This is a genomic window from Enemella evansiae (genome assembly GCF_002250705.1).
GTDB lineage: Bacteria > Actinomycetota > Actinomycetes > Propionibacteriales > Propionibacteriaceae > Enemella > Enemella evansiae.
Genome location: NZ_NMVP01000001.1, coordinates 599,138 through 620,104, shown reverse-complemented (window position 1 = coordinate 620,104; position 20,967 = coordinate 599,138). Strand labels below are relative to the sequence as shown.

Annotated in this window: 23 protein-coding genes; 9 read left to right on the top strand and 14 right to left on the bottom strand. The window is 69.0% G+C overall.

The features are described from left to right. Positions 1–80: 80 nt before the first annotated feature. Positions 81–1,322 (bottom strand): FAD-dependent oxidoreductase, encoded by a 1,242-nt coding sequence (locus BI335_RS02950; RefSeq protein WP_172421698.1) that lies wholly within the window; start codon positions 1,320–1,322, stop codon positions 81–83. A 67-nt stretch (positions 1,323–1,389) separates the two neighbouring features. On the opposite strand from BI335_RS02950, the gene BI335_RS02945 reads away from it, so the two are divergent. Then, the gene (locus BI335_RS02945) at positions 1,390–2,178 is read left to right on the top strand and encodes an IclR family transcriptional regulator (RefSeq protein WP_094429600.1); all 789 of its coding nucleotides are present in this window, start codon (positions 1,390–1,392) and stop codon (positions 2,176–2,178) included. On the opposite strand, the gene BI335_RS02940 is transcribed toward BI335_RS02945, so the two are convergent. Next, positions 2,168–3,277, bottom strand: coding sequence for a peptidoglycan-binding protein (locus BI335_RS02940; RefSeq protein WP_094429599.1), 1,110 nt, complete (start codon positions 3,275–3,277; stop codon positions 2,168–2,170). The two genes, BI335_RS02945 and BI335_RS02940, sit on opposite strands and share 11 nt — an antisense overlap. Before the next feature lie 119 nt (positions 3,278–3,396). Between BI335_RS02940 and BI335_RS02935 the strand changes: the two genes are divergently transcribed. Together BI335_RS02935 and BI335_RS02930 are read left to right on the top strand one after the other, a co-directional pair. Further along, positions 3,397–4,209 (top strand): AraC family transcriptional regulator, encoded by an 813-nt coding sequence (locus tag BI335_RS02935; protein ID WP_094358803.1) that lies wholly within the window; start codon positions 3,397–3,399, stop codon positions 4,207–4,209. Between the two features lie 48 nt (positions 4,210–4,257). Continuing rightward, positions 4,258–4,701: a DUF2000 family protein gene (locus BI335_RS02930; RefSeq protein WP_094429598.1), complete on the top strand. Its 444-nt coding sequence runs from the start codon at positions 4,258–4,260 to the stop codon at positions 4,699–4,701. Positions 4,702–4,755: 54 nt separating this feature from the next. On the opposite strand, the gene BI335_RS02925 is transcribed toward BI335_RS02930, so the two are convergent. After that, the gene (locus BI335_RS02925) at positions 4,756–5,106 is read right to left on the bottom strand and encodes a DUF2200 domain-containing protein (RefSeq protein ID WP_094429597.1); all 351 of its coding nucleotides are present in this window, start codon (positions 5,104–5,106) and stop codon (positions 4,756–4,758) included. Between the two features lie 34 nt (positions 5,107–5,140). Then, on the bottom strand, positions 5,141–5,893 hold the full coding sequence (locus tag BI335_RS02920) for an ArsR/SmtB family transcription factor (protein WP_172421696.1): 753 nt from the start codon (positions 5,891–5,893) through the stop codon (positions 5,141–5,143). Positions 5,894–5,958: 65 nt separating this feature from the next. Here BI335_RS02920 and BI335_RS02915 point away from each other — a divergent pair, with 65 nt between their 5' ends. Beyond that, entirely contained in the window at positions 5,959–7,143 is a 1,185-nt protein-coding gene (locus BI335_RS02915; RefSeq protein ID WP_094429595.1) for an MFS transporter, read from the top strand. Here the strand turns inward: BI335_RS02915 and BI335_RS02910 are convergent. From BI335_RS02910 to BI335_RS02880, 7 genes are all read right to left on the bottom strand, one after another. After that, positions 7,137–7,457: a DMT family transporter gene (locus BI335_RS02910; RefSeq protein ID WP_094429594.1), complete on the bottom strand. Its 321-nt coding sequence runs from the start codon at positions 7,455–7,457 to the stop codon at positions 7,137–7,139. The genes BI335_RS02915 and BI335_RS02910 overlap by 7 nt on opposite strands. Further along, positions 7,454–7,792: a DMT family transporter gene (locus BI335_RS02905; protein ID WP_094429593.1), complete on the bottom strand. Its 339-nt coding sequence runs from the start codon at positions 7,790–7,792 to the stop codon at positions 7,454–7,456. The genes BI335_RS02910 and BI335_RS02905 overlap by 4 nt, the downstream gene beginning before the upstream one ends. Next, on the bottom strand, positions 7,789–8,337 hold the full coding sequence (locus BI335_RS02900; RefSeq protein WP_229119405.1) for a TetR/AcrR family transcriptional regulator: 549 nt from the start codon (positions 8,335–8,337) through the stop codon (positions 7,789–7,791). Before BI335_RS02900 ends, BI335_RS02905 begins: the two co-directional genes overlap by 4 nt. A gap of 49 nt (positions 8,338–8,386) precedes the next feature. Next, positions 8,387–9,319: a carbon-nitrogen hydrolase family protein gene (locus BI335_RS02895; protein WP_094429591.1), complete on the bottom strand. Its 933-nt coding sequence runs from the start codon at positions 9,317–9,319 to the stop codon at positions 8,387–8,389. Positions 9,320–9,356: 37 nt separating this feature from the next. Beyond that, entirely contained in the window at positions 9,357–10,817 is a 1,461-nt protein-coding gene (locus BI335_RS02890; RefSeq protein WP_172421695.1) for a xylulokinase, read from the bottom strand. Positions 10,818–10,910: 93 nt separating this feature from the next. Further along, complete coding sequence (locus BI335_RS02885) at positions 10,911–11,564, bottom strand: FMN reductase (protein WP_094429589.1); 654 nt, start codon at positions 11,562–11,564, stop codon at positions 10,911–10,913. After that, positions 11,561–12,724: an LLM class flavin-dependent oxidoreductase gene (locus BI335_RS02880; RefSeq protein ID WP_094429723.1), complete on the bottom strand. Its 1,164-nt coding sequence runs from the start codon at positions 12,722–12,724 to the stop codon at positions 11,561–11,563. Before BI335_RS02880 ends, BI335_RS02885 begins: the two co-directional genes overlap by 4 nt. 120 nt (positions 12,725–12,844) lie before the next feature. On the opposite strand from BI335_RS02880, the gene BI335_RS02875 reads away from it, so the two are divergent. The 3 genes from BI335_RS02875 to BI335_RS02865 are packed head-to-tail and all read left to right on the top strand — an operon-like array spanning position 12,845 to position 15,214. After that, the gene (locus tag BI335_RS02875; protein ID WP_094429588.1) at positions 12,845–13,462 is read left to right on the top strand and encodes a uridine kinase family protein; all 618 of its coding nucleotides are present in this window, start codon (positions 12,845–12,847) and stop codon (positions 13,460–13,462) included. Positions 13,463–13,517: 55 nt separating this feature from the next. Next, complete coding sequence (locus tag BI335_RS02870) at positions 13,518–13,991, top strand: MarR family winged helix-turn-helix transcriptional regulator (protein WP_229119404.1); 474 nt, start codon at positions 13,518–13,520, stop codon at positions 13,989–13,991. Positions 13,992–13,996: 5 nt separating this feature from the next. After that, positions 13,997–15,214 (top strand): MFS transporter, encoded by a 1,218-nt coding sequence (locus BI335_RS02865; protein WP_094429587.1) that lies wholly within the window; start codon positions 13,997–13,999, stop codon positions 15,212–15,214. Positions 15,215–15,282: 68 nt separating this feature from the next. Here the strand turns inward: BI335_RS02865 and BI335_RS02860 are convergent, their stop codons facing one another. After that, positions 15,283–16,041 (bottom strand): SDR family NAD(P)-dependent oxidoreductase, encoded by a 759-nt coding sequence (locus BI335_RS02860; RefSeq protein ID WP_094429586.1) that lies wholly within the window; start codon positions 16,039–16,041, stop codon positions 15,283–15,285. Between the two features lie 35 nt (positions 16,042–16,076). Next, positions 16,077–17,087: an acetamidase/formamidase family protein gene (locus BI335_RS02855; protein WP_094429585.1), complete on the bottom strand. Its 1,011-nt coding sequence runs from the start codon at positions 17,085–17,087 to the stop codon at positions 16,077–16,079. Positions 17,088–17,208: 121 nt separating this feature from the next. Here BI335_RS02855 and BI335_RS21770 point away from each other — a divergent pair, with 121 nt between their 5' ends. Next, positions 17,209–18,591, top strand: a complete 1,383-nt coding sequence (locus BI335_RS21770; protein WP_229119436.1) for a hypothetical protein — start codon at positions 17,209–17,211, stop codon at positions 18,589–18,591. 159 nt (positions 18,592–18,750) lie between these two features. Beyond that, the gene (locus BI335_RS02845) at positions 18,751–19,998 is read left to right on the top strand and encodes an MFS transporter (RefSeq protein WP_229119403.1); all 1,248 of its coding nucleotides are present in this window, start codon (positions 18,751–18,753) and stop codon (positions 19,996–19,998) included. A gap of 112 nt (positions 19,999–20,110) precedes the next feature. On the opposite strand, the gene BI335_RS02840 is transcribed toward BI335_RS02845, so the two are convergent. Then, positions 20,111–20,893, bottom strand: coding sequence for a DUF1206 domain-containing protein (locus BI335_RS02840; RefSeq protein ID WP_172421694.1), 783 nt, complete (start codon positions 20,891–20,893; stop codon positions 20,111–20,113). Positions 20,894–20,967 lie beyond the last annotated feature (74 nt).

Sequence of the window (20,967 nt, the reverse complement as noted above, 5' to 3'; positions counted from 1 at the left end):
TCTGCATCGCGTGGTTCATCTCGACACGCCGGGCATTGCTCCGCTGCGCTCCGCATGCCCGGCTACTCGATGAACGTTGGCTAGGTGATCGGGATCTTCTTGAACATCGGGGGTTCGTCGTCGGGGAAGAGTGCGGTGGGGCCGTAGAGCCAGTCGGTCATCGAATAGTCGTAGGTGTCGCGGGCGCGCAGGATCTCGTTGCGCAGTTCACGTTCCTGGCCATCGAGGTGCCACAACTGGCCCCACTCCCGGGAGGTGCTGACCACCCGTCGGCAGTGTTCGGCACGGACGGCCTGGTACGCCGCCAGGGTCGTCGGCCAGTCGACCGACCCGTCGGTCCGCCGATTGCGCTGGACGTGCTCACCGAGCACCCAGCCATCCTCGATCGCCATGATCGCGCCCTGGGCGATGTACTGCAGCGGCGGATGTGCCGCATCCCCGAGCAGGGCGATGTCTCCGTGCACCCAGGTCATGATCGGGTCCCGGTCATACATCCGCCACCAACGGTTCCGCCACATGTAGGGCAGCCCCTCCTGGATGAACTCACTGGTGTGGGAGAAGGCGGTGTCGAGTTCGTCCGGCGTCCCCCATTCCTCCTCCCCCGCCAGCGCCTTGGGCGATTCGAAGACCGCGACCTGGTTGAGCAGTTCGCCGCCCCGCAGTCCGTAGTGCACGAAATGACAGCGTGGCCCGACGTGCACCACCACTTCGGACAGGTCGACCGCGGCCCCGCGCGGTTCACTGGTCGGGACCGTGCCGCGATAGGAGACGTAGGCCGAACTGACCGGTTGATCGTCCACCAGCAGCCGGCGGGCCACCGAGTGCAACCCGTCGGCGGCGATCACCGCCGGTGCCTGCTGTTCGGTACCGTCCGCGAGCGTCACCGTCGCCCGCTCCCCCGCCGAGTCGTAGCCGATCACCCGCGCGGAGGTGACCAGCTCGACCCCGCTGCGTTCGCAGGCGCGCAGCAGCATCGCGTGCAGGTCGCTGCGATGGATGACCAGATAGGGAAAGCCGTAACGGCGTTCCAGGTCGCGGAGGTCGAGCCGGGTCAGCTCGTCACCGTCCAGCGCATCCCGCATCACCATCGCATCCGGCACCACCCCGAGCGATCGGGCCTCGTCCAGAAGTCCATAGTCGTTGAGGATGCGGGTGCAGTTCGGGGCGAGCTGGATCCCCGCGCCGACCTCACCGAAGCTCGCACCGCGTTCCAGCACCCGAACCCGCAGGCCCGCCCGGCTGAGGGCGTACGCGGCGCCCAGCCCGCCGATGCCACCGCCGACGACGATCACGTCGGGTGTCTGGTCAACTCCATCGTCCATACCGTTAGACTGAACCCAATCCGCAGAGCGGAACGCAAGATTCTGTTGTGCAGAACATGAGGTCACCATGGACAGAGCGGAGAAGCGTCCCCCGGCGTACGCCGTCGCGAGCGTCGACCATGCCCTGCGAATCGCCACCATGCTGCAGCTCGAGGGGCCGCTGACCGTCGCGGAACTGGCCGAACGCGTCGGTGTCGCCCGATCGACCGCACACCGGCTGCTGCAGACGCTGGTCTACCGCGACTACGCCGTGCAGCAGGAGGATCGCAGTTATCGCGTCGGCCCCGTGCTCGAGCTCGCGGCCCACTCCCAGTCGGCGGTGTCCAGGCTGCGCGCCGCCGCACTCCCCCGGTTGCGCTGGCTGGTCGATGTGCTCGGCGAATCGGCCAACCTGATCGTGCGCACCGGCACCACCGTCCGCTTCGTGGCGGGCGTCGAGACCGACCAATCGCTGCGGGTCAGCACCCGGGAGGGCATGGTCTTCCCGGCCCACCGCACCTCCGGCGGGTTGCTGCTGCTCGCCGAGCTCTCCGCCGCCGAGCTCGATCGGCTCTATGCGCAGGAGCAGTCCGGCGAGCAGGCAGCCGAGTCACCCGATCTGCGGAAGCTCCGGCGGGAACTGCCGACCCTGCGCCGCAACGGTTTCGCGGTGAACGACGGACGCTCCGAACGTGGCGTGGTCGCTGTCGGCGTACGCCTGCCGATCGAGGATCAGGCGTACGCCGCAGCGCTGTCGGTCTCGATGCCCAGGATCCGCTACGACAAGAAGGATCTGCCCCGTTTCGTCGCCGCCCTGCGGACGGCCGCCGACGCGGTGGTTGAGCACCTGGGTGACACCGATCAGGTCAGCGGATGACCAGCGCGTTCTGCGAGCGATCCTTGTCCACATAGGTGTTGGTGAACTTCTTCATCGCCGCACCGGTGGTGTCGAAGCGCTTGCCACCCCACGGATCCAGGGCCACGTAGTTGTCGCCACCCTTGTGCTCGACGACGACGATCCAGTGCCCGACGCCCCGGCTGGAGTTCATCCACTCCAGATTGCGGGTGTGACCGTTGAGCAGCACCGGGCGCCCGGAACGGACGGCGGCCAACGCCTGATCGGTGTTGGTCTGGGTCGTCGATGCCCCCGAGGCGCTGAGCCCGCGGCGCATCCCCTCGACGCTCACGCCATTGCCGGTCCTGATCCCCATCCGCTGCTGCATGGTCACCACCATCGACCGCTTGGTCGCGTAGGAGGGATTCCGCTGGTAGCCGGCCGGCTGCTTGCCGTCGGCGATCAGCGCCATCACCGCACTCGTCGGACCGCAGTTGTTCTTGCTGTTCGGTCCGGTCTCGAGCTGGTTCACCAGCACGATCTCGCGCTGACCGGATGCCTGCGAGGCCTTCGGCGCAGGTGCGCGTACCGGTGCCGGAGCCGCCTGAGCGGCCCGGGCGTTCATCAGAGCGCGCCAGGTGGCCGCGTCCACCTTGCCGCTGGCGGGCAGCCGATTGGCCTGCTGGAAGGCCTTCAGCTTCACCCGGGTGTCCGGACCGAAGGAACCGTCCACCGCAAGCTGAACACCGCTGTCGCGCAGCGTCAGCTGGACGACCGAGACGGTGCCGCCCCGCTGCCCATAACGCAGTTCGGGCAGCAGCTTCGCCCACGTCTCGGGGCCGACCGAACCGTCGACGGCGATCTTCTGCCGCCGCTGGTACTCCTTCACCCCGGCCAGGGTCGCGGGACCGAAGGAGCCGTCGGGATCGGTCTTGATTCCGTTGTAGGAAAGCAATCTCTGCAGCAGCACCACCGGACGGCCGGTGGCGCCGAACTGCAGCACGGGGTACGCGCGGGCCTGGCTGACGGAGGTCGAGGTGGCGTTCGCCTGGTCGAGGATGGCGACGCCACCGATCCCGGTGGACAGGACGGCCGCCGCGGCCAGGGCGACCACGCGGCGGGAAACGGTGTGGCTGGTCATCAGAACTCCTTGGTCACGGGTGGTCGTGGGTCACACGATTCCCGTCCGGGGTGCAGCTCGCCAGCAATCCGGAGCGGAAGGATACTTACGCCGTCGACGGCCATGGGAGAGTGGGAGTCGTGAGTGGCGGACCGACGGATGCGGTGCTGGCTTTCCGCCCGCAGATCGCGGGCGTGGCCGAGGTGCTGCATGCCCGCTGGCGGGCGCACTCCTATCCCGCGCACACCCACTCGACCTGGACGGTGCTGATCGTCGATGCCGGTGCGATCGGTTACGACGTCGACCGCCGGCACGCGCTGGCGCCGCCGCGTTCCGGGGTCACCGTGCTGCCACCGCACGTCCCGCATGACGGCCACGCGCTCACCGATCGTGGTTTCGCCAAACGGGTGCTCTATCTGGAGGAGGACCAACTCGACCCGGCCCGGATCGGCCGGTTGGTCGATGCCCCGCTGATCGAGGATCCGGCCCTGCGGGATCAGGTGGGCCGGATCCACCGGGCCCTGGGTGGGCACGATGACCTGGAGGCGGCCGAGCGCCTGGCACTGGTCATCGAGCGGCTCGGCTGGCACCTCGCCGGCCGCCCGGAGCACGGCCACGCCACCGCGACTCCGGCCCCGCGGCTGGCCGCTCTGGTCCGGGAACGTCTCGACGCGGATCCGCTGTCGAACGCCGGCCTGGCGGAGCCGGCCGACGCGCTCGGGGTGAGCGTCCCGCATCTCATCCGCACGTTCACCGCGGCGTACGGGATCTCGCCGCACCGGTATCTGATCGGGCGGCGCCTGGATCTGGCCCGCGCTCTGCTGCTCGACCAGGTTCCGGCCGCCGAGGTCGCCACCCGGGCGGGATTCTTCGACCAGTCCCATCTCACTCGGCACTTCAGCCGCTTCCTGGGCACCACGCCCCGCCGCTATCAGCGATCCGCCGGCCGCTGATCAATTCCGTCCAAGAACGCGCCTGCCTCGCCGCGCCACGCTGGGGAAATGACTGACGCCGTCGCCGACCAGGCACTCACTCCCCCGTTCGACACCAAGATCGCCGTCGTTCTCAGCGAAGGCCTGCAGGCCTGGCAGGAGCTCAATGTCACCGCCTTCCTCGCCGCCGGGATCGCCGCCGCCAATCCGCAGCTGATCGGGCAGGCTTACACCGACGCGGACGAGGCGAACTATCTGCCATTGCTCGGCATGCCGGTCCTGGTCTTCCAGGCCGACACCGACACCCTGCAGGCGGCGCGCCAGCGAGCCCTGCGCCGCGAGGTCCCGCTCGCGGTCTACACCCGCGAGATGTTCGCCACCGGTTTCGATTCCGCCAACCGAGCCGTCGTCGCCGAGGTCGCCGGTGAGGATCTCGACCTGGTCGGGATCGCCCTGCACGGGCCGAAGAACGCGGTCGACAAGATCGTCAAGGGCAGTCGACTCCATCCGTGAGGCTTCGACTCGCTCGTTCCTCGCTCGCTCAGCCGACGTGGGTTGGGTCGCCTGTCAGGAGCGCTGGATCTTCTCCAGCGCCTTGCCCTTGGCCAGTTCGTCGACGAGCTTGTCCAGCTGGCGGATCTGCTGCATCAGCGGATCCTCGATCTCCTGGACCTTGTAGCCGCAGATCGAGCCGGTGATCAGCGAGCGGTTCGGATTGAGCCGCGGCGCCTCGGCGAAGAAGGTCTCCAAGTCTACCGCGGCGGCGAGGACCCGGTCGAGTCCGGCCTTGTCATAACCGGTCAGCCATTCGATGACCGCGTCCAGTTCCTCGACGGTACGGCCCTTGCGCTCCACCTTCTGCCGATAGTGCGGGTAGATGCTGGCGAAACTGGTGCCGAAGATCCGGTGCCGGGCCATGGTGCTGCTCCTTGCCGAGGGGTTGCCGCTCCCATCATGCCTGTTTCACCACGGGGGTACGCCCCAGCCAGACCCCGATCCGCTCGGGTTCGCGCACCTCGAGATCCCGCCGGCCGGCTCTGCGGCGTACCCAATCCCTGTCCAGGAAGGAATCCAGCAGGGCACGGCCGAGTCCCCCGCCGAGATGGTGCCGCTGCTCGGTCCAGTCGACACAGATCCGGAGCACCGGACGGCGCTCGGCCCGCAGCCGAACCGGATCGATACCCAGTTCAGCGAGGCGCGCACCGGCGTCCGGCCCCAACTCATAGGGAGTGTTGGTGCTCTGTGCGCTGACCCGATCGCCCGCACCGGGTGACCCGTCGACGTTGCCGTCGGTACGCCGCAGCACCTCGCCCTCCACGAGCCCGGCGAGCAGATCGGTGCCGAGGGCGCCGGCGATGTGGTCATAACAGGTCCTGGCCACCCGCAGCCGCTGCAACCGGTTGTGACCCGTCAGCCCGGTGGGGGCGCTGCGCGGGGCGAGGGTGAGCAGGGCCTCCAGGACGATCACCACCCGGTCGTCGACAATCCGGAACCAGCGGCTGCGGCCGTGCTCGGTCACCGCGATCAACCCGGCGTCGCGCAACCGGGCCAGGTGAGCGCTGATCGTCGACGGCGACACCCCGGCCGCCTCCGCCAATCGCCCCGCAGGCAGCGATCGACCATCGATCAACGCCTGCAGGATCCGCGCCCGCGAGCGATCGGCGAAGTGCGCCGCGACCCCTGAGACGTCCGGTTCGGTATCCATGGCATCCAGTCTGCGCCAGGAACACTTCGGTGTCGGGCGAAACATCCCGGCGGCAGGCTCGAGGCATGTCCTTCCTCCCCCGCACCACACCGGCCCCGACCCGCAACCGATACCTGCTGACCGTGCTGTGCATCCCGATGTTCCTGGTGCTGCTCGATGTGCTCGCGATGAACGTCGCGATGCCGACCCTGGGCAGCAGATTCGGCGTACCGACAGCAGCCTGGCCACAACTCGTCGACGCCTACACGGTGCCGCTCGCCGTCGGACTCCTGCCCGCCGGAGTGCTGGTCGACCGTGTCGGTGCCCGGCGTACCCTGCTCGCCGGCCTGGCAGGGTTCTTGGCGGCCTCGGCACTCGGGGGTCTCGGCTGGGACTGGACCTCGGTGCTGATCGCCCGGGCGGTGCAGGGTGCTGCGGCGGCACTGATGCTGCCGGCCGGGTTGGCGGCGCTCACTGCGGCCTGGCCGGACCCCACGGCACGAGTTCGCGCCCTCGGCATCTGGTCAGCGGTCAGCGCGGTCGCGACCGCCCTCGGACCGGCCGTCGGCGGCCTGCTGGTCCAGGCGATCTCCTGGCGGGCGGTGTTCTGGATCAACGTGCCGCTGGTGCTCGCCGCGCTGATCGGCTCGGTCGCACTCGTCCGGGATGATCGCCCGGAGACCAGTTCGGGTACGCGGCCGGCGAGACTGCGCTGGTTGATCGCCTCGGTCGCCGCGGCGGCCATCATGACCAGCGGCGCCAACGGCAGCCTGCAGGTGCTCACCGTGCACCTGCAACGCGATCTGCGGCTGAGCGCCGGAACCGCCGGCCTGGTGCTGTTGATCGCGACCGTGCCGTTCGCCCTGCTCGGGCCGGTATCGGGGGTGCTCGTCACCCGGATCGGGCGTCGGGTCACCGCTGCCCTGGGATTCGGTCTCGGCTCAGTCGGTTACATCTGCCTGGGCTGGCTGGGTTCCGGCGTCATCTCGACCGTTCCGGCCCTGCTGGGCATCGGTTTCGGCCTCGGGCTGATGACCTCGGCGATCGTGGGTGAGTCGATGGCCGCGTGGCCCGCCCGGCCGGGTATGGCGGCCGGGTTGAACAATGCACTGCGGCAGACCGGTACCAGCGTCGGGGTGGCCCTCGGCGGCGTACTCTCCGCGTCCTGGAGCGGACCGGCCCTGCTGCAACGCACCGGACTGCTGGCCGGCGCCTGGTGGGGTCTTGGCGCGATTCTCGTGCTGGTTGGATTCCAGCGCGAAGGTCAGTGAGCCGCGCCGAGCTCCACGGCCAGCACGCCGGCGATGATCAGTCCGATACCGAGTCCCATCACCGGGGTGAGGGGTTCTCCGAAGAGGGGCTTGGCGAGCAGTGCGGTCAGCGCGACCCCTGTTGCGGCCCAGATCCCGTAGGCGATCCCGAGTGGGATTCCGCCGTGCAGGGCCAGCGACAAGAAGGTGAAGGCCATCAGATACCCCGCCGCCACGGCAACGTACCAACGATGGCGTCCGCCGGAGGCGACGCGCAGCGACAAGGTGCCGGTGACCTCGCTGAGGATCGCTCCCATCAGGAGCACCCAGCTCATCTCGCCTCCTTCACGGCGCGGGCGGCGCCGACCTCGACCACCAGGACACCGCTGATCACCAGGGCGATTCCGAAGCCCATCAACGGGGTGAGCGCCTCGTCGAACAGCAGCGCCGAAGCGATGGCGGTGGAAGCCACCCCGAGCGCACCCCAGATGCCGTAGGCCACCCCGATGGCCATGCCGGCCACCAGCGCCCGGGAGAGGAAGAAGAAGGACAGCAGATAGCCCACGACCACGACGCCATACCAACCGGGATGGCCGAGTGCGGCCTTCAGGGAGAGGGTGGCGGTGACCTCGCTGGTCACCGCGGCGAGCAGCCAGTACCAGGCCCTCATCGCTCAACTCCCAGCAGTTCGTGCGCGACCCGGCGTACGCCCCGCAGCTGCGCGGCGGTGAGGGGCAGGGTGCCGCTGGCGCCGGCGAACCAGACGCCGTCGGCCAGCAATCGGGCCGACAGCAACCGGTGTCGCTCGGCGGCCGGCAGCCGGTCCGGGACGGCCAGCCAGGGTTCGAGCCGTTCGACCCAGCGCTCGGTCATCTCCTCACGCAACCGGGGATCGGTGAACATCACCAGATCGCAGGTGCCGAACTCGGTGCCGCAGGCCCAGTCCACGTAGGCGGCGAGCCGGTCGGTGATCGAATCGGGATCATCGACCCGCCGCCGCAGGTCTGCCAGCTGCTGGTCGAGGATCCGATCCAGCACCGCGGTCAGCAGTTCGGCCTTGGTGCCGAAGTGGTACATCAGGCCGGCCTTGGTCACCCCGGCGGCTCGGGCGGCGGTCTCCAGGGAGATCGTGCCGTGCTCCCCCAGGTATGCCGCAGCGGCATCCAGCATGGCATCCCTGCTGGACGGGCGGTGTGCGGGGCGGGTCTCGGTCATGACCCTTACTATACCGACCAGTCGGGTAAGTAACAACGTCTCCTGCGCGTCAGTGGCCCGTGCCGGGATCCAGGGTCACCGCATTCTTCGCCCCGGTGTCGACCTGGAGTCGGAACACATCCGGGCGCGCATAGTGACCGGCCGGGTCGAAGTCGAGATGTCCATCGGTCTTGGCGCCCGGATCGATGTCAACACAGAGAATCGTCTTCTCGTCGAAGACCGGGCCCGCCAACACCGCACCACTGGGGGCGATGATGGCGGAACCACCACGCATCGCCCAGGTGTCGCGGTCGCGCTGCTCGCGCTCATAGTCGTCGGGAAACTCGTCCCAACGGATCGCCTGGCAGGCGGTGAGCACGTGCACCCGCCCCTCGAGTGCGATGTGGATCATGCTCGAGATCCAGGTCGGGCGGTCGTCAGCGGTCGGTGCGCAGTAGATCTCGGTGCCCTGGGCGTACATCGCCTGACGCAGCATCGGCATGTAGTTCTCCCAGCAGATGACACTGCCGAGCCGGCCGATCGGGGTGTCCACGGTTCCGATGGTCGACCCGTCCCCGAAGCCCCAGATCAACCGTTCACTCCCGGTCGGCATCAGCTTGCGGTGGTGTCCTGCGATCGATCCGTCCGCAGCGAAGGTGACCGCCGTGCAGTAGAGGGTGTTGCCGAGCCGCTCGATCACCCCGGTGACGACCGTGACCCCGGCCTCCCGGACCGCCTCACCGAGCTCGGCCATCAAGGGATCATCCAGCGTGACCGCGGCCTCCACATAGCGGCGGTACGCCTTGCGGCCCTGCGGCGTACGACTGCCCACGACCGCGCCGAAGTCCGCGCCCTTGGGATATCCGCCGATGAAGGCCTCCGGGAAGACCGCCAGCTCGGCTCCCTGATCGGCGCACTCGTGGATCAGCCGGATCGCCTTCGCGACGGTGGCCGGGGTGTCGAAGGGAACACTGCTTGCCTGGACGACGGCGACCTTGCTCATTGACCTGACTCCTCTGCTCGGTTGATCCCAGCATCGGTCAGTGAGCAAGGTCGGCGAAAGTGGGGCGCAGCAATCGGTAGAGCTCGAGGTGCCGGTGCAGGCGTGCGTGCGGGATCGGGTTGCGCGGGAGGGTGCGGCACCCGGCATCGGTCTCGAACATGGCGGGCAGTTCCAGCGCACCACCGGTCGCGGTGGCGGCCCAGCTGGCCGCGGAGCGGACCCCGGCGAGCGCGGGATCTGCTGTGCTGGTGAGGATCTCGGCGTCGAAGGCATCCGCGAGCAACTGTCGCCACACCGGTGAACGCGCCGCGCCGCCGATCACCGGCAGGGTGTCTGGCACCGATCCGATCCGCTCGGCGGCGAGCCGCAGGTCGATCGCCACCCCGAGCAGGACGGCCAGATAGAGATCCTCGGCGGTGGTGTCGGGGGTCATCCCGATCAGCGTGCCGCGCACCGCGCTGTCCCGGATCGGCGTGCGCGCCCCTTGCAGGCTCGGCAGGCACAACGGCAGGGCGGCGGGATCGATCTGCGCCAACCGCTCCCCCGCCACCCGATCGGCGGCCTCGAAGGAACGATCCCCCAGGTGCACCCGGCGCGCCCAGTCCGCCGCACCCCCGGCCGACAGCACCGCGCCGATCAGCAACCGATCGGTCCAGCCCGGCAGCACCAGACTATGCACCGGGCCCGGCATCCACGCGGGATCCTCCGAGCGGACCTCGGCGATCCAGCCGGAGGTGCCGAGATAGAGGTACGCCGATCCGGGCGCGAGGCCGACGATTCCGTGGGTCGCCGCGCCCGCGTCGCCGAGTGCGTGCACCAGGGGGATGCCGGCCCGTAACCCGAGCTCGCGGGCCGCCGTGTCGCTCAGCGAGCCGCTGACGGTGGGGCCATCGATCAACCGCGGCAGGGCCGCCGACGCGAGCCCCACCGCAGCGAGCAGGGGCTCGGACCAGCCGCGGGTGCGCACGTCGAGCAGTCCGGTGGTGGAGGCGGTGGTCAGGTCGACCACGGGGTCGCCGCCCGCCCGGCGCAGCACTGCGGCCGGGGCACCCAGGAGGACCTGTCCGGTGCGCTCCAGGGCCTCGGGTTCACGGTGGCGGAGCCAGCACAGTTTCGCCGGGACGCTGGTGGCATCCTGCTCATTCCCCGTCCAGGAAGACCAATCCGGCAATCGCCGATCGAGCTCGACCGCCTCGGCACCGGCCCGGACGTCGTTGTAGAGGATCGCCGGCCGCACGGCCTCCCCGTGCGCATCGAGACAGATCAGATCCTGCATCTGCCCGGTCAGCCCGACGGCCTCGACCCGTTCGTCGGCGCCGCTGGCACGGATCGCCGCCGTCACCGCCGACCACCAGTCCTCGGGTCGCTGCTCCGACCAGCCGGGTCCCCGGCGCAGCGTCGGGTAGGCCGCCTCCCCGGTACCGAGGATGCTGCCATCGGCGCCGAAGACCGCCACCTTCACCGCGGTCGTGCCTAGGTCGATTCCGAGGATCGTCACGGGCTGAGCGTACAAAGACATTCACCCCTCGACACGCCAGCCCGGAGCCGCTCGCGCGGCTCCGGGCTGGCTACTCGGGGTGCGTGCGCTCGGTCAGCGCTGCACGCCGGCCAACAGGTTCTCGAACGGGGTGACCTCGTCGAAGTCGTCCACCGGTGCCCGGCGTACCGACCGCGAGGAGTCCCCGCTCAACCCGGCCAGGGTGACCAGCTCACCCGCCGCCCGCTCGATGCGGGCGGACAGGGTGCTCGCGTACTCGCCACCGAAGTCGCCGGTGGCGGCGTACACGCCGGTCGGGACCGTCACCGCGCCCAGGTAGGCGAAGATCGGGCGCAGCACCTGATCGATCACCAGCGAGTGCCGTTCCGAGCCACCGGTGGCGGCCAGCAGCACCGGGGTGCCGCGCAGCGAGTCCGGCTCGACCAGGTCGATGAAGGACTTGAACAGTCCCGCCACCGAGGCCTGGAAGGTCGGGCTGACCATCACCAGCGCGTCGGCCTCGCGGACTGACTCGAGGTCGGTCTTGAGCTGCCCGGTCGGGAAACCGGTGAGCAGGGCATCGGCGATGGCGTGGGCATGGTCCCGCACCTCGACGTGACGCACCTCGACCCGCTCCCCGCTCAGCCGGGTGACGGCCGTGGCGATCTCATCGGCGAGCAGCCGGCTCGACGAGGGCGAGCGCAGTCCGGCGCTCACGACGGTGATCAGCTTCGGGGTGTTCAGCTTCGAGGTGTTCAGCGTGGTCATGCGTGGCTCCTGTTCCCTTCCTCGGCCCGGGTACCGGTCCAGTGATCGGTCGCGGGGGTGTTGTTGGTCATCTCTTCCAGTCCGGCGGCCCGGGCGGCGATCACCAGATCGTCGTGGTTCGGGGCATCCGGCACGGTCGCGGGGCGGTCCTTGGCGAACTCGGCACGCAGCGTGGGCAGGATCTCGCCCAGCAGGTCGAGCTGCTCGAGCACCGTCTTCAGCGGCAGGCCCGCATGGTCCAGCAGGAAGAGCTGGCGCTGGTAGTCGCCCACGTAGTCGCGGAACGACAGGGTGCGCTCGATCACCTGCTGGGGGCTGCCGACGGTCAGCGGCGTCTCCCGCATGAAGTCCTCCAGGCTCGGCCCACCGCCGTAGACGGGGGCGTTGTCGAAGTAGGGACGGAAGGCGTTGATCGCGTCCTGGCTCTTCTCCGCCATGAAGATCTGGCCACCCAGACCGACGATCGCCTGCTCCTCGGTGCCGTGCCCGTAGTGGGCGTAGCGCCGACGGTAGAGCGAGACCATCCGCTTGGTGTGCGAGGCCGGCCAGAAGATGTGGTTGTGGAAGAAGCCGTCACCGTAGTAGGCGGCCTGTTCCGCGATCTCCGGGCTGCGGATCGAACCGTGCCAGACGAACGGCGGGACGCCGTCCAGCGGGCGCGGCACGGAGGTGAAGCTGTTCAGCGGGGTGCGGTGCTTGCCCTCCCAGTTGATGCCCTCCTCACGCCACAGCCGGTGCAGCAGCGCGTAGTTCTCCACCGCCAGCTCGATGCCGTCGCGGATGTCACGCCCGAACCAGGGATAGACCGGCCCGGTGTTCCCGCGGCCCAGCATCAGGTCGACGCGGCCGTCGGCGAGGTGCTGCAGGTAGGAGTAGTCCTCGGCCAGGCGTACCGGGTCGTTGGTGGTGATCAGCGTGGTCGCGGTCGACAGGATCAGCCGCTTGGTCTGCGCGGCGATGGCGGCCAGCAGCACCGGCGGGTTACCCGGCGCGGCGAACGGCGGGTTGTGGTGCTCACCGGTGGCGAAGACGTCCAGTCCGATCTCCTCGGCCTTGCGCGCGATCTCCACGGTGTTCTTGATGCGCTGGTGTTCAGTCGGCGTGCGACCGGTCGTGGGATCGGTGGTCACGTCGCCCACCGTGAAGACACCGAACTGCATCTGCGGCTGGGTACGGGTCTCGTTGGTCATGGTTGGCGATCTCCCTTCGCTGGTTAGTTGACCTTTCAACAACAGCTCCGCGATGAGTATTCCATGCCGTCACGGCCCTATGATCAACCGATGCCCGAGTCCCCTCCCCGTGCCCGTGTGATCGTGATCGCCGGCCCCTCCGGCTCCGGGAAATCCCGCCTGGCCGAGCGGTTGGGCCTGCCGGTGCTGCGGTTGGACGACTACTACCGCGAGGGTGCCGATCCGGGTCTGCCGCGGATCGCGGTGGGCGCCAATGCGGGGCTGATCGATTGGGACGATCCGGCCTCCTGGGACGGCGCGGCGGCACTGGCCGGGCTGGTCGAGCTGTGCCACACCGGGGAGTTGGAGGCTCCGACCTACGACCTGTCGTCGAGTTCGCGGGTGGGTTCCCATCCGGTACGCCTGGGCGAGCACCGCTTCCTGCTCGCGGAGGGGATCTTCGCCGCCGAGATCGTCGAACCCTGTCGGCGTGCCGGCGTCCTGGTCGAGGCGTACTGCCTCACCCAGCATCCCCTGGTCACCTTCACCCGACGACTGCTGCGCGATCTGCGGGAGGCGCGCAAGCCACCGCTGGTGCTGCTGCGCCGCGGTCTGGCGCTGATGCGCGAACAGCGGGCGATCGTCGCGCACGCGGTGGCGGCCGGGTGTCGTCCGGTCTCGGGAGATCGGGCGTACGCCGAGATCCGCGCGCTGCTGACCCGGGTGTGACCGCCTTGACCGTCTTTATATAGCTTTTCTATGTAAGCTGTGCCATGATGGGCGGGTGAGTTCCCCCACCGACCTCGGCTATCGCCTGCTGCGCCTGGTCGGCCGGCTCAATCGGTACGCCAGTCATCACACCGATTTCGTCGTGCCACCGGCCCAGATGCGGCTGCTCGCGCTGATCCAGGACATGGAGCCGGCGCGGGTCGGTGTCCTGGCCGCCGCCGACCACAGTTCGCAACCGACGATGACCAGTCAGCTCAACCGCACCGAGCGGGCCGGTTGGACCCAGCGCTCCCCCGACCCCGCGGACGCCCGCGCCCAGGTGGTACGCCTGACCGACGCCGGCCGCCGCGAGCTGGACGACATCCGGGCCCGGCGCGCCGAGGCCCTCGCGCCCGCGCTCGCCGAATGGCCCGAGGAGCGGCGGCGCCGACTCGCCGATGCGGTGGCGCTGCTGGAGGAACTGATGGTGGAGCTCTCCGACGAAGAGCGGACCACGACCGACGAATCGAACGACAGAAGGGAATCCTGAGAACGATGTGGCGTCAACCCCGGACCGTGTGGACGGTGGCCTTTGCCTGTGTGATCGCATTCATGGGCATCGGCCTGGTGGATCCGATCCTCAAGCCGATCGCCGATGAGCTCGGCGCGAGCGCCAGCCAGGTGTCGCTGCTGTTCACCAGCTACATGGTGGTGATGGGGGTGGCGATGCTGATCACCGGATGGGTCTCCAGCCGCTTCGGCGCCAAGCGCACCCTGATGACGGGCCTGGTGATCATCATCGTGGGCGCCGGGCTGGCCGGCAGCATGGACTCGGTGACGGCGATCGTCGGCTTCCGCGGCCTGTGGGGCCTCGGCAACGCACTGTTCATCGCGACCGCGCTGGCCACCATCACCCAGGCCGCCAAGGGTTCGGTCGGCCAGGCGATCATCCTCTATGAGGCCGCGCTCGGGGTCGGCATCGCGGCCGGGCCGCTGCTCGGCGGACTGCTCGGTTCCTTCTCCTGGCGCTTCCCGTTCTTCGGCGTCTCCGCTCTGATGGCGATCGCCCTGATCGGGGTCGCCGCCTTCCTGCCGGCGACCCCGGTCACCGGCAAGCCGTCCTCGATCGGCGCACCGCTGCGGGCGCTGAAGCATCCGGCGCTGCTGACCGTGGCCATCACCGCGCTGCTCTACAACTTCGGCTTCTTCACCCTGCTCGCCTTCACCCCGTTCCCCCTCGATCTGCCCGCCCTGCAGGTGGGGCTGATCTTCTTCGGCTGGGGCATCCTGCTCGCCTTCACCTCGGTCGTCGTCGCACCGTGGCTGCAGCGCCGGATCGGCACCACCGCAGGGATTCTGCTGGCGCTCACCGGGTTCGCGGTGATCCTGCTGCTGATGGGCATCTTCACCTCGCACAAGTGGGTGCTGGCGACCGGAGTGGTCGTCGCCGGTGGCTTCCTCGGCATCAACAACACCCTGATCACCGAGACCGTGATGAAGGCCGCGCCGGTGGAGCGCCCGGTGGCCTCTGCGGCGTACAGCTTCGTGCGGTTCTCGGGTGGTGCGATCGCCCCGTTCCTGGCCGGCACCCTGGGTGAGAAGGTCAGCGTGCAGCTGCCCTTCCTGGTCGGCGCCGCCGCGGTGGTGGCCGGGTTGATCCTGCTCGCCTCCCAGCGCCGCCTGCTGGCCAGCATCGATGCCGAGCCCGAGCACGGCGCCCCCGCCGAACATGGCGAGATCGAGGCGGAGGCGGTCACCACCGGCGACGCCTGAGCCAACGGGACGCCGGTTGAGCGAGCGCCAGCGAGTCGAAACCAAGTCCGCGGCAACTGCTCAGCTGCTCAGAGCTGGATCCCGCGGGTCAATGCGCCATCGGCGACCAGGTTGGTCCCCGAGATCCGGCTCGCCGCCCGGCTGGCCAGGAACACCACCGGCGCCGCGATCTCCTCCGGCGTACCCATCCGCCCGCTCGGATTGAGCTCCAGCGCGGAGCGATAGAGATCCGGGTCCTGGTCCTCGATGCCCGACCACACCCCGTCCGGGAAATAGGTGTTGCCCGGGGAGACGGCGTTCGCGCGGATTCCCTTCTCGGCAAGGGAGAACGCCAGCCCGTGCAGATAACCGATGAGGGCGGTCTTGGCCGTGCCATAGGGCCCGGAGGCGAAGTCGGATTCGCGACCCGAGACGCTGGAGACCCCGATGATCGAGGGATTGTCGCTGCGCTCCAGGTGCGGCATCGCGGCCTTGACCAGGCGTACCGTGTGCATCACATCCACCCGCCAACTGGCCTCCCAGTTCTCCTCGGTGTCCGGAATGGCCAACGCGCTGACATTGGCCACCACACAATCGATCCCGCCGAATTGCTCGGCCGAGTCATCGACCCAGGCAGTGAGTGCCGCGGCGTCGCCGACATCGACCCCGCTGCCGCGGACCCGCTCGCCGGCACCCAACTCACCGGCGACCCGGGCGGCGACCTCGGCGTCGCGGGAGCAGAAGGCGACCCTGGCACCCTCCGCCAGAAAGCCGGCGACGATCGCGCGGCCGATACCGCGGGAGCCACCGGTGACCAGCACATTGGCACCGTCCAGTCCGAGTTCCATGCATTCCTCCTTGAATGTGTGCTGCTGCAGGGATTTCAGGCGCCCGCGAGCCCGCGGGCGAGGTCACGGAGATGCTCGTGGATGCCGTCGAAGGGCTTGCCGGCGCGCGGCAGATGGTCCTTGGCCACCTTGACCGCCACGCTGTAGTTGGCGTCCACGACATTGGCGATCGGCACGTCGGCGATCTGGGTGATCAGCTGATAGGTGTCGAGGGCGTCCATTCCGGTCAGCTCCCCCACCCAGCCGATCAGGTCGGCATTGGCGATCCGCCAGGAGTCCTCCAGCGGCCGGCTGGAGCCGATCGTCATGATCGCGTCGTCGTGCTCGATCCGCGGCCAGCCCGGGGCGTGGCCCTTGATCAGCTCGACGATCAGGGTGGAGGTCATCGCCCCCTCGACCGCTGTGCCGCAGGCCTCCGCCTCACCCTGGCGATAGTGACCGTCACCGATCGAGAACAGCGCGCCCTCGACGTTCACACCGAGATAGACCGTCGACCCGGCCCGCATCTCCGGGGTGTCCATGTTGCCGCCGAAGCGGTCCGGCACCAGGGAGGTGCGCACCTCACCGGCGGCCGGCGCGACACCGACGGTGCCGAGCATCGGATTGGTCGGCAGCTCCACGGTGTGATCGCTGTTGCGGGCCCGGAAGACGACGGTGCCACGCTCCCGCTCGAGGTGATAGATCCAGGTGGTGTCCGGCAGCGGCGGCTGCAGGGTGACGGTGCGGTCGGTGCTGGTCATCCCGCCGAAGAACGGCATCACCGCCGAGGCACCCCAATCCCGGGCCGGTACCAGGTCGACCAGATGCAGGACCAGCGTGTCCCCCGGCTCGGCGCCCTCGACGTGGAAGGGACCGGTCTGGGGATTCACGAACCGCAGGTCGACCTTGTCGGCCGATACGTCGTCGGTGGAGGTGAGTGCGCCGCCGAACGCGTCGTCGGACCACAGCCGCAGCGCCGTACCCGGCTTGATCCGCCGGATCGGAGCCACGCCGCCGAAGGTGTAGGCGTACTCATTGCGGCCGGGAGTGAACTCGATCAGTTCCATGGGCCGACGTTACCCGTGGTACGCCGCGGGTATCCGAGCACCCCGATTGGCAGCCCGGCCGCTGAACCTTATAGGTTTCTCACTTATGGCACAGTCAGGTTCGGTGAAGGAGAGATGTTCGATGCGTGACCGACGCCCGCTGGCATGGACGGTGATCGGAACGGTGGCCCTCGGCGCGGTGGTCGCGGGGTCGACGTTGCCCGCCTCCGCCGCGCCAGCAGCCGAACCGAGCAGCCATTCGTTCGACTACCGCGGCAGCGCGGAGAGCTTCACCGTTCCCGAAGCCGTGTGCAGCGTGCGGGTCACCCTGGCCGGTGGCGAGGGGGCGCCGATCACGAACCTTCATCGGACCGTGCCCGGTGGTGCGGGGGCCAGCCTCGCGTTCACGCTGCCGGTCACCCCGGGTGATCTGCTCAGCTTCGACATCGGGCAGCAGGGTGGCCCCGGCCGGGCGCAGGACGAGAGTCTGAACTCCGTCGGCGGCTACGGCGGCGGCGGCACCGGTGGTGTGTTCGTCGATGACGAGAACCAGGAGTACCCGCGAGAGCGAGCCGGCGGCGGCGGCGGACGGAGCACGCTGGCCGTCAACGGTACGGTGATCGCGACCGCTGGCGGTGGCGGTGGCGCGGGCATGTTCGTCATCACTCTGGCCGCCCCGACGAAGCCCGACGGTGGGTCGGAGATCGGCCGCGGTGGCGCGGCCCGGGCGGTGCCACCGGCCTCCGATGGTGCCGGTGGGGCCGGCGGTCTCGCCGGCATGGACGGCCACTCGGGCGACTACGACTTGTTCTGGCCGCCGGCGCCCGGGAATGGCGGCAAGTCGGGTGGAAACGGGGGCGCCGGTGGCATCGTCCGCACCACCGAGTATCCCCCCATGGGTGAGAGCGGCACCGACAGCGTCGGTGGCCGCGGCGGTGACGGTGGCAACACCTCCTTCGATTCCGGTGGCGGTGGTGGCGGCGGCGGAGGTGTCGTCGGCGGTGGCGGTGGCTCGGGGGCCGGTTGGCGCGGATCCGGTGGTGGTGGCGGTGGCGGCGGCAGCAGCCGCGGTCCGGTCGGAACCGTCGCTGGCGAAGGGAATCTCGGCGATGGCCGGGCCACGCTGACGTTGTTGCCGGACGCCGTGTGCCCGACTCCTACACCTACGCCGACCCCGACTCCTACGGGTACGCCGACGCCGACGGCTACCCCGACCGCGACACCCACGGGTACCCCGACGCCGACTCCGACTGCAACCCCGACGGCTACGCCGACCCCCACCATCACACCCACGGGTACCCCGACGGCGACACCCACGGGTACCCCGACGCCGACTGCAACCCCGACGGCTACGCCGACCCCCACCATCACACCCACCGGTACCCCGACGGCGACTCCGACGATCACACCCACCGCGTCCCCCACCCCCGGGGTCAACGCGACTCCGTCTCCGACCGTCCCGGTCGACGGTGGCTCCGGCAAGGAGTCCGTCGGCGGCCTGGCCAACACCGGGGCGAACGGCTGAGTTCATCTCGACACGTCGTGCCGGCACCGCTGCCGCGGTGCCGGCACGACTACTCGATGAACGTATGAAGGGCGCACCGGTACCGCTGCCGCGGTGTCGGGCCGACCACTCGATGAACGGTATGCTGGAGCGATTTTGCCCGGCAACGCGAGGAGTCCAGTGAGCGACACCAGCACCCGTTCCCAGACCCGCCCCAGTCGGTACGCCGCCAAGGCGCTGATGGCGTCCTCGGTGGGGTACGCGATGGACGGCTTCGATCTGTTGATCCTGAGCTTCTCGCTCGCCGCGATCGCCGCGACCTTCGGGTTGAACACCGGCCAGTCCGGGATGCTTGCCACCGTCACCCTGATCGGTGCGGTGCTGGGCGGTTTCATCGGCGGGATCGCCTCGGACCGGATCGGCCGGGTCAAGGTGCTGACCATCTCGATCCTGGTGTTCGCGATCTTCACCGCGGCCACCGGACTGGCACCGAACCACGGTCTGCTGGTGCTCTTCCGCTTCCTCTCCGGTATCGGTCTGGGCGCCGAATACGGGGTCGGCATGACGCTGGCCACCGAGGCCTGGCCCGCCAAATGGCGGGCCCGGGCGGCGTCCTTCGTCGCCGTCGGCTGGCAGGTCGGCGTACTGCTCGCCGCCGCCGTCTCCGCCTGGGCACTGAGCAACCCGGCGATCGGCTGGCGCGGACTCTTCCTGATCGGCGCGATCCCTGCGGTGCTTGCCTTCTTCACCCGCCGGCACGTCGACGAACCGGAGATGTACACCCAGATGAAGCGCAGCAGCAACCCGCTGCGCGAACTGTTCAACTCACCCGAGCGCACCAGATATTCGGTCGCCATCGTGGTGCTCACCTCGGTGCAGAACTTCGGCTACTACGGCCTGATGGTCTGGCTGCCGAGCTTCCTGTCCAAACAACACGGTTTCTCGGTCACCAAGTCGGCGCTGTGGACCGCGGTCACCGTGATCGGGATGATCATCGGCATCCTGGTCTTCGGCTTCCTGGCCGACCGAGTGGGACGACGCCCGATGTTCATCATCTATCAGCTCGGTGCGGCGATCACCGTGGTCGCCTACGCCCAGCTGTCCTCCCCGATGGCGCTGCTGATCGGCGGCGCGATCATGGGCGCCTTCGTCAACGGGATGATGGGCGGTTATGGCGCGCTGACCGCCGAGCTCTTCCCCACCCACGCCCGCGGCACCGCGCAGAACGTGCTGTTCAACGTCGGTCGCGGTGTCGGCGGGTTCGCACCCTGGCTGATCGGCCTGGTCGCCGGCGCCTGGTCCTTCGGTTTCGCGATCGGCCTGCTGGCGCTGATCTACGTCCTCGACCTGATCGTCACGATCTTCCTGGTCCCGGAACGCAGAGGGGCATCCCTGGACGGCGTCGGTGAGGGCTCGGTACCGATCTGAGAGGGCGGCCTGCGAAATTTGCGGCTCGATCGCAGAATCGACCGATCTGGGCACCGATTGGCAATCGAGCCGCAGATTTCGGTGGGGCTGAGCGGGCGAGAGCGTGCGGGGGTCAGTCCTTGCTGTGCCGGGCGTTCCGCGACCAGACGAAGCAGTAGATGCCGAAGGCCACGAAACCCAGCCCCATGAACAGCAGCAGGAACATCCCGAACGGTTGCTCACCGAGCTTTTTCAGCGCACCGTCGACGCCGGCGGCCTGCTCGGGGTCGAAGGTGAACGCGGCCCAACCGAACAGCACACCCACCAGGGCCATCGACAGACCCTTGATGCACCAGCCGATGCTGCCCAGCCGCGTCGCCCACTGCGGTACCGAACCGTCGAGATCCTCCTTGACGAACTTGCGGCGGACACCTTTGACGATCTGGGAGACGCCGACCCCGATCACCACCGCGCCCAGCAGCCCGACCAGCAGCTGACCACCGGGGGCGGCCATCAGGGTACCGGTCGCGCTTTTCGCACCAGCATTGGAATCCTGCGACTGACCGCCGAGCGCCAACCGGAGTGCGGTGACACCCAGACCGGCGTACACCAGTGCCCGCGCGCCCGAACCGAGCTTCTTGATGACGCGCTGTTTGGTGTCCAGCCAGCCGTAACCGACGATCGCCTCGATCAGCTGCCAGACCACCAGCGCGAACAGCCCGACGCCGACGATGATCATCAGCACATTGCCGAACGGCTTGGACACCAGCTGCGACAGCGCACCCTTGGTGGAGGTGTCCCCGCCACCGCTGCCCAGTGCGACCTGCGCGCAGATCCAGCCCATCACGATGTGGATGAATCCGTAACAGATCAGACCAACGGTCACCAGCAGCTGATAGCCGCGATTCTCCTGCACCGCAGCCCCTGCGCGATGCATGTGTTCCTGCGCTGACTGTCCCATGGCACCTCCCGTGGCAGCATCCTGCCACG

Coding starts and splice junctions, on each gene's coding strand:
- BI335_RS02900 (WP_229119405.1), bottom strand. CDS start 8,337: ATGACCGAGACCCGCCCCGCACACCGCCCGTCCAGCAGGGATGCCATG.
- BI335_RS02865 (WP_094429587.1), top strand. CDS start 13,997: ATGTGGCGTCAACCCCGGACCGTGTGGACGGTGGCCTTTGCCTGTGTG.
- BI335_RS02950 (WP_172421698.1), bottom strand. CDS start 1,322: ATGGACGATGGAGTTGACCAGACACCCGACGTGATCGTCGTCGGCGGT.
- BI335_RS02920 (WP_172421696.1), bottom strand. CDS start 5,893: ATGGATACCGAACCGGACGTCTCAGGGGTCGCGGCGCACTTCGCCGAT.
- BI335_RS02910 (WP_094429594.1), bottom strand. CDS start 7,457: ATGAGCTGGGTGCTCCTGATGGGAGCGATCCTCAGCGAGGTCACCGGC.
- BI335_RS02885 (WP_094429589.1), bottom strand. CDS start 11,564: ATGACCACGCTGAACACCTCGAAGCTGAACACCCCGAAGCTGATCACC.
- BI335_RS02860 (WP_094429586.1), bottom strand. CDS start 16,041: ATGGAACTCGGACTGGACGGTGCCAATGTGCTGGTCACCGGTGGCTCC.
- BI335_RS02940 (WP_094429599.1), bottom strand. CDS start 3,277: ATGACCAGCCACACCGTTTCCCGCCGCGTGGTCGCCCTGGCCGCGGCG.
- BI335_RS21770 (WP_229119436.1), top strand. CDS start 17,209: ATGCGTGACCGACGCCCGCTGGCATGGACGGTGATCGGAACGGTGGCC.
- BI335_RS02945 (WP_094429600.1), top strand. CDS start 1,390: ATGGACAGAGCGGAGAAGCGTCCCCCGGCGTACGCCGTCGCGAGCGTC.
- BI335_RS02915 (WP_094429595.1), top strand. CDS start 5,959: ATGTCCTTCCTCCCCCGCACCACACCGGCCCCGACCCGCAACCGATAC.
- BI335_RS02855 (WP_094429585.1), bottom strand. CDS start 17,087: ATGGAACTGATCGAGTTCACTCCCGGCCGCAATGAGTACGCCTACACC.
- BI335_RS02905 (WP_094429593.1), bottom strand. CDS start 7,792: ATGAGGGCCTGGTACTGGCTGCTCGCCGCGGTGACCAGCGAGGTCACC.
- BI335_RS02880 (WP_094429723.1), bottom strand. CDS start 12,724: ATGCAGTTCGGTGTCTTCACGGTGGGCGACGTGACCACCGATCCCACG.
- BI335_RS02930 (WP_094429598.1), top strand. CDS start 4,258: ATGACTGACGCCGTCGCCGACCAGGCACTCACTCCCCCGTTCGACACC.
- BI335_RS02925 (WP_094429597.1), bottom strand. CDS start 5,106: ATGGCCCGGCACCGGATCTTCGGCACCAGTTTCGCCAGCATCTACCCG.
- BI335_RS02895 (WP_094429591.1), bottom strand. CDS start 9,319: ATGAGCAAGGTCGCCGTCGTCCAGGCAAGCAGTGTTCCCTTCGACACC.
- BI335_RS02875 (WP_094429588.1), top strand. CDS start 12,845: ATGCCCGAGTCCCCTCCCCGTGCCCGTGTGATCGTGATCGCCGGCCCC.